At 63.9% G+C, this 6,564-nt stretch carries 6 protein-coding genes; 5 read left to right on the top strand and 1 reads right to left on the bottom strand.

All coding sequences use genetic code 11. The features are described from left to right. The first annotated feature begins 175 nt into the window (after window positions 1–175). The 3 genes from QZY44_RS09355 to dapB all read left to right on the top strand — a co-directional run bounded on the left by QZY44_RS09355 (window position 176) and on the right by dapB (window position 3,522). Window positions 176–658, top strand: coding sequence for a GNAT family protein (locus QZY44_RS09355; protein ID WP_295445483.1), 483 nt, complete (start codon window positions 176–178; stop codon window positions 656–658). A gap of 237 nt (window positions 659–895) precedes the next feature. After that, window positions 896–2,608 carry a cation:proton antiporter gene (locus tag QZY44_RS09360; RefSeq protein WP_295445486.1) on the top strand — a complete coding sequence of 571 codons (1,713 nt, stop codon included), beginning with the start codon at window positions 896–898 and terminating at the stop codon, window positions 2,606–2,608. Between the two features lie 98 nt (window positions 2,609–2,706). Beyond that, window positions 2,707–3,522 carry a 4-hydroxy-tetrahydrodipicolinate reductase gene (gene dapB, locus QZY44_RS09365; RefSeq protein ID WP_295445489.1) on the top strand — a complete coding sequence of 272 codons (816 nt, stop codon included), beginning with the start codon at window positions 2,707–2,709 and terminating at the stop codon, window positions 3,520–3,522. A gap of 6 nt (window positions 3,523–3,528) precedes the next feature. Here dapB and QZY44_RS09370 read toward each other — a convergent pair whose 3' ends face one another. Continuing rightward, a complete protein-coding gene (locus QZY44_RS09370; RefSeq protein ID WP_295445490.1) occupies window positions 3,529–3,915 on the bottom strand; it encodes a DUF3775 domain-containing protein in 387 nt (128 codons plus the stop codon). A 216-nt stretch (window positions 3,916–4,131) separates the two neighbouring features. Here QZY44_RS09370 and QZY44_RS09375 point away from each other — a divergent pair, with 216 nt between their 5' ends. Together QZY44_RS09375 and QZY44_RS09380 are read left to right on the top strand one after the other, a co-directional pair. Further along, entirely contained in the window at window positions 4,132–4,935 is an 804-nt protein-coding gene (locus tag QZY44_RS09375; RefSeq protein ID WP_295445492.1) for a M48 family metallopeptidase, read from the top strand. A 146-nt stretch (window positions 4,936–5,081) separates the two neighbouring features. Then, the gene (locus QZY44_RS09380; RefSeq protein ID WP_295445495.1) at window positions 5,082–6,419 is read left to right on the top strand and encodes a c-type cytochrome; all 1,338 of its coding nucleotides are present in this window, start codon (window positions 5,082–5,084) and stop codon (window positions 6,417–6,419) included. Window positions 6,420–6,564: the final 145 nt, after the last annotated feature.

Genomic DNA, 6,564 nt, shown 5'->3' on the forward strand with positions numbered 1-6,564 from the left:
GAGCGGCATTGCGGCTGGAGGCGCTTGCAATTCTGGTTTTGCTGGCATGATAGCATATAATGCTGGTCATTTCTTGGGATGCAACGGTACATTGTGGAAGCAGTTAGATAATTAGGGACAAAAAATATTTGACCTTCAAAATAAGAATCTAGTTACATCTTTAGGTGAGAGTGATTTGAAAGATGGTTTTTTATCTGCATCGCTTGATTTAGATGAACTTCAATCAGTGAATGACAGTATTTGTATTATGACATGTTTTTCTGGCACGGATTTATGTGGATATCACGTTGCAAGTACGCCGGAGTTTAATGAAAATTCACCATTGCTAATGGCTATGATGCAGCAATTTGGTCAGATTGCTTATAAAGGTAAGACTATTGCTGAGTACGATTGCTTCATTGCTGGCCCTACGTGTATTGATAAAAAATATCGAGGGCAAGGTATTTATCCACGGCTTATAACGGCACTATTTGATTTTCTTAGAAATACGTTAGATCCATCTAGACTAAGAATTTCTTTTGCATCAAAAGCTAATCCAAGATCTTTAAATACCCAGAAAAAAATAGGTTGCGAAATAATAGGTGAATTCCAATTTAACGCCAATGAATTTTTTATTCTTTGCCTTGATTTAGAGGAAATTAACAAATTTCAATGTTAAAGCGATGCCCGCGACTCTGGGGGCGCCGCACCCCAGTGCGGCCACCCTCGCAGTAAATCGCCACGCTACGATGACTTGCGAGGTTTCGCCGCACTGGGGTGCGGCGCTCCCGGGTGATCCGCAGGCCAACTTAAACCCCTAACGACCGGAGCGATGACCAACGCCGCTGGTGGATGCGCTGCGCTTATTCCACCCTACGTCTCCGAAGCTACATCAGCCCTGCTCGCACCCCTTCAAATGGACCCTAAGACCTTCGTCTCGTCCGCCTTGCTGTTGCTGGTGGTGGCCGCCGCCTCGGTGGCCCTGTTCCGCAAGGTCGGACTGGGCTCGATTCTGGGGCTGCTGGTGGCCGGAATCCTGATCGGTCCTTACACGCCAGGGCCGTCGGCGACCGGCCACCCGGAGGATTTGCGCCATTTCACCGAACTGGGCGTGGTGCTGCTGCTGTTCCTGATCGGCCTGGAGATGCATCCGCAGCGACTGTGGGCGCTGCGCCGGACCCTGTTCGGTCTCGGCTCGCTGCAAATCCTCGTCTCGGGGCTATTGATCGCCGCCTGGTTCCGGCTGTTCGAGCCCGACTGGGAGCGGGCCTTGCTGTTCGGGTTCGTCCTGTCCCTCTCCTCGACCGCGCTGGTAATGCAGATGCTGCACGAGCGCTCAGAGGTGGCGACGATTCACGGCCAGACCGCCTTCTCGGTGCTGCTCATGCAGGATCTGGCGGTCGTCCCCTTGATCGCCCTGCTGCCGGTGCTGGCCCATACCGAAGCCGCGTCGGCCGGGGGCTCGGTGATCGTGCAGATCGGCAGCGCCGCCGGCATGCTGGCCCTGGTGCTGCTGGGGGGACGCTATGCCGTGCCGGCGGTGCTCGACTGGCTGGCGCGCAACCACAACCGCGAGGCCTTTGTGCTGGTCGTCATGACCGCGGTGTTCGTCGCCGCCTGGGCCATGGACCAGGCGAATATGTCGATGGCGCTCGGGGCCTTTTTGATGGGGGTGATGCTGTCGAGCTCGCGCTACAGTGTCCAGATCGAGGCCATCGTGGAGCCCCACAAGGGGCTGTTGATGAGCCTGTTCTTCATCGCGATCGGGATGTCCATCGATCCGGGGGTCGTGGCCGAGCGCCCAGGGCTCTTCGTGCTGGGGGTACTGGGTATCCTCGTCATCAAGGTAGTGGTCCTGCTCGGCCTCTGTCTGCTGTTCGGCACCGGGCTCGCGGTCGCGGTGCGGGTCAGTTTTGTCCTGGCGCAGGCGGGTGAGTTCGGCTTCGTCGTCTTTGGTGCGGCCAACGCGCTGGGCATCATCGATCAGCGCCAGTTCATGACGATGGTGGCGGTGATTTCACTGACCATGCTCCTGACCCCGCTGCTGACCGGGCTCGCGCAGGCGATCACCCGACGGCTGCCCGCCGCGGCGGCCGCGGTCCATGCCTCGCTGGCCTATGCACCAGAGGAGAGTCCCGGGGCCAAGGTGGTCATCGGTGGCTACGGGCGGGTTGGCCATGCCATGGGCATCATTCTGCAACAGCACGGTATCGCGTATCTGGCCTTCGAGTCAGATGCGGAGCTGGTGGCCAGTTGGCGCAACGAGGGGCATCCGGTCTACTACGGCGACATCGGCGATCCGCACCTGCTCGATGTCGTGGACTTCACGGCGGTGGCGCTGGTGGTATTGACCATCGACAACAAAGCGGCGGCCATCCGCGCCACCCGGCTGATCCGTGCTCACGCGCAGACCGTACCCATCATTGCGCGGGCCCGCGATCTGACCACCTGCGACGCGCTGGCCCGCGCCGGCGCCACCCATGCTTTTCCGGAGACACTGGAGGCAACGCTGCGGCTGGCGGCCGTCACGCTGCGCGCCCTGGGCGTGGCGACCGATGAGGTGGATAGGCTGCTGGCCAACGTGCGTAACAGCGACTATGCACTCTTGGATCCGGAGCAAGGGAAGTAGCAGCGGCCCCCAGGCCGCGACTCGAGGCCCAATCCGGTCGACCCCCGGCGGCGAAAATGCTAATGTCGCGCGCCATCGCTAACGGCTGGAAATTACGTATGAACGAGATCAGATGTGCAGTCACCGGTGCCGGCGGCCGCATGGGGCGCACCCTGGTGCAGGCGGTGACCGAGTCTGCGGGCCTGGTGCTGGGGGCGGCGAGCGAGCAGCCGGGGTCGAGCCTGATCGGGGCGGACGCGGGTGAGCTGGCGGGCGTTGGGCGGCTGGGGGTGGCGATCACCGCAGATCTGGGTGCGGTCACCGACGCCTTCGACGTACTGATCGACTTCACTGCCCCGGCCGCGACCCTGGCCCACCTGGCCCTGTGCCGCGCGGCCGGCAAGGCAATGGTGATCGGCACCACCGGGCTCGACGCCGGGCAGCGCGCGACGGTGACCGCGGCCGGCGGTGAGATCGGCATCGTCTTTGCGCCGAACATGAGCGTGGGTGTGAACCTGTGCTTCAAGCTGCTCGATATCGCCGCCCGGGTGCTGGGGGACGAGGTGGATATCGAGATCATCGAGGCCCATCACCGCCACAAGGTGGACGCGCCGTCCGGCACGGCGCTGCGCATGGGCGAGGTGGTGGCGGCGGCCCTGGGGCGGGATCTCAAGGACGTGGCGGTCTACGGGCGTCAGGGTCATACCGGGGCGCGCGAGCGGCGCACCATCGGCTTCGAGACCATTCGCGCTGGGGATGTGGTGGGCGAGCACAGTGTGTGGTTCGCCGCGGACGGGGAGCGGGTGGAGATCGCCCACAAGGCGTCCAGCCGCATGACCTTTGCCAAGGGCGCGGCGCGTGCGGCGCAGTGGCTCGGCGGCCGCGGGACCGGGCTCTACGACATGCAGGACGTGCTGGGGCTGCGCGACCTGTAGGCCGGATCACTCCTCACAGGAATAGCCGTGGGCGATCAGCCCTTCCTCCAGATCGTCCGAGACCATGGGATGGGCGATCAGATACTGGGCGGCGCGCACCGAGTAGTCGCCGATGGCGTCGTCCACGGCGCTCTCCCAGTCCTCTATTGTGTAGTCGCCGCGTCCGACCCACATCAGTGCGATCAGTTCCGAGCGCTGGCGTTGGTTCATCTCGCCGATGCACTCCACGAATTCCATCAAGGTGTAGTCCCCGCCGTGGTGCGCCAGGATTTGCAGTGCCCAGTCCTCCGATGGGCTTGATGGGACATCGGGGATGACCACATCTTCCTTGGACTGGAATTCCCGGGCCTTGGCGATGATGTAACAGATGGTGTCGAGTGGGATGTGCAACATGGGGGCGGCTCCTGTGCGGCGTTGCGGAACCGACCGGCGCGGTGCCGGGTCAGCCCGATGATCTTCTGCTTAGGCTGCCTAGTGTACTACGCCCGGCGCGGGCGCCGGTCGGCGCGCGGATTGTGGGTGTTGGGATAAAACCGCCATGATGCGGGCGTAGCCGGGTTTGCCACGCAACCATCCGACCGCAACCACCTGGCCCCTGGAGTGACCACCATGTCCAGCTTGAAGTCCCTTGGCGGTGCCGCGCTCGTGTTGACGACGCTCATGCTCTGCGCCTGCGCCACCGCCCCCGAGACCGGGCGGCAGCAGTTGTTGATGGTCGATACGGACCGCGAGGCGCAGTTGGGTATCAGTGCCTTCGATCAGAAAAAGAGGCAGACGCCAATCTCCAATAATAGCGAAGCCAACCAACAGCTTCAGGGTGTTGGTCGGCGCCTCGCCCGGGTCGTGCGGATGCCCAACGCCCAGTGGGAGTTTGTGCTTTTCGAGGATAAGGAGCCCAACGCCTTCGCCCTGCCCGGGGGCAAGGTGGGCGTGAATACCGGCATCCTGCCCATCACCAAGGACGAGGCGGGTCTGGCCACCGTGGTGGCGCATGAGATCGCCCATGTCAGCGCCCACCATGGGGCCGAGCGGACCTCCCAGGAGGTGGCAGCGCAGGTGGGCGGCTCGCTCCTGTCCGTGGCCCTGAGCGCCACCGGGCTCGGCGGGGTGGCCCAGAACCTGGCGATGCAGGCGTTTGGACTGGGGACCCAGTATGGGTTGCTGCTGCCTTATTCGCGCACCCAGGAATCGGAAGCGGATCAGATCGGGCTCATGTATATGGCACGCGCCGGTTATGACCCGCGGGAGGCGATCGCCTTCTGGCAGCGTTTCAATGACTATAACAGCACGCACGGCGGCAGTGGGCCCGAGTTCCTGAGCACCCACCCGCTAGACGCGACCCGGATTGCCGAACTCCAGAAGCACCTGCCGCAGGCCCAGGCGGATTACCGCAAGGCGGGGGGGGCGGGCTGAGCACCGGCCCGTTTCGGCGCCGCTTGCCGCGCGGATGCCGAGGGCCTGCAACCGCCGCGCTGGTGCTCGGATGGCTGGGGCTGGCCGGGTGTGACTCCGGCGGCCAGGGCCATGGCGGCGGCCATCAGCGGTTGGCCAGGGCTGAGGTGGGCGCAATCCCCGCCTATCCCCAGCGCCCCGGCGATCCGCAAAGGGGTTATGACACCCTGCTCAACCGCGCGGCGCTCACCTGTGGTCTGCCCTACAGTGCCTATGTCAAGGCCGCGGGAAAGGCCCGGGCTGGACTGGTCCGCGATCCGGGACCCCAGTTTCCGGGCCGCACCGGGCATAATCGGCAGCTGCCCTACATGTTGAGTGCGCACCAGGCCCCCGGTGGGGTCGAGCTGGTGAGCACCAACTGTCTTGGCTGCCATGCCGCCACCTTCGACGGCCGGCTCATCATGGGGCTGGGCAACGCCTTCCTGGACATGACCCAGGACCCCGTGGTCGAGATTGCGGCGACCGGGTCCGCGGTGACCGGCCAGGCGCAGCGGACGCAGTGGCGACGCTGGTCGGAGCGCATCACGCGCCTTTCTGCGGATCTGCTCACCGACACGGTGGGGGTGAACACCGCCGACCACCTAACGCTCGCGCTGACGGCCCAGCGTGATCCCAAGACCCTGGCCTGGTCCGATAAACCCCTGCTCGCGCTGCCGCCGCAACCCGCATTGCCGGTGGCGATACCGCCCTGGTGGAACCTGCGCAAGAAGCACGCCTTGTTCCACAGCGGGGAGGGGCGCGGGGACTTGGGCCGCCATCTGCTGCTCGCCAACACCACCTGTACCGACTCGGTGGCCGAGGTGCGTGCCATGGACCCCTGGTTCGTCGACATCCGTGCCTATCTCGCCTCCCTGCTGCCGCCCAAGTACCCCTATGCCATCGACCAGGCGTTAGCTGAGCGGGGTTATCCGGTCTTCCAGTCCAACTGCAAAGGCTGCCACGGGAGCTATGGTGAGGACTGGCGCTACCCCAATCGGGTGGTGGCCGTGGGTGAGGTCGGGACTGACCCCGCACTGGCCCGTGCGGCCTACAACGAGACGGACCATTTGCGCAGCTGGTTTGCGCAGTCTTTCTATGGCGAGCTGGCCCAGCTCACGCCGGCCCTGGGGTATGTCGCCCCGCCGCTCGACGGCGTCTGGGCGACGGCTCCCTACCTGCACAACGACTCGGTGCCGACCCTGGCCGCCCTGTTGAATAGCGCGGCGCGTCCGGCCTACTGGCGAGCGCGGCGCACCGCGGCCGGGGCGCCCATCTATGACCCCGAGGCGCTCGGCTGGGTCCACGACACCTTGGCCGAGGGCAAATCCGCTGCCATGAGCTGGGATGAGCGGGACCAGGTCTACGACAGCACCGGCAAGGGCTACGGCAACGGCGGGCACCGCTTCGGAGACACCCTGTCGGCCGCCGAGCGCCGGGCACTGATCGAGTACCTCAAGACCCTCTGAGGCGCGCCGGTCTTCAGCCAGACACAAATAAAGTTTGTGCTCAGCGGTGGGCGCCTGTATACTTGTTGGCTCAGATGCGGGGTGGAGCAGTCTGGCAGCTCGTCGGGCTCATAACCCGAAGGTCGTAGGTTCAAATCCTGCCCCC

This window comes from uncultured Thiodictyon sp., assembly GCA_903837595.1.
Classification (GTDB): Bacteria; Pseudomonadota; Gammaproteobacteria; order Chromatiales; family Chromatiaceae; genus Thiodictyon.

Bases quoted from the DNA above. Each gene is read 5' to 3' on its own strand.
- QZY44_RS09370 (WP_295445490.1), bottom strand. From the start codon at position 3,915: ATGTTGCACATCCCACTCGACACCATCTGTTACATCATCGCCAAGGCC.
- QZY44_RS09375 (WP_295445492.1), top strand. From the start codon at position 4,132: ATGTCCAGCTTGAAGTCCCTTGGCGGTGCCGCGCTCGTGTTGACGACG.
- dapB (WP_295445489.1), top strand. From the start codon at position 2,707: ATGAACGAGATCAGATGTGCAGTCACCGGTGCCGGCGGCCGCATGGGG.
- QZY44_RS09360 (WP_295445486.1), top strand. From the start codon at position 896: ATGGACCCTAAGACCTTCGTCTCGTCCGCCTTGCTGTTGCTGGTGGTG.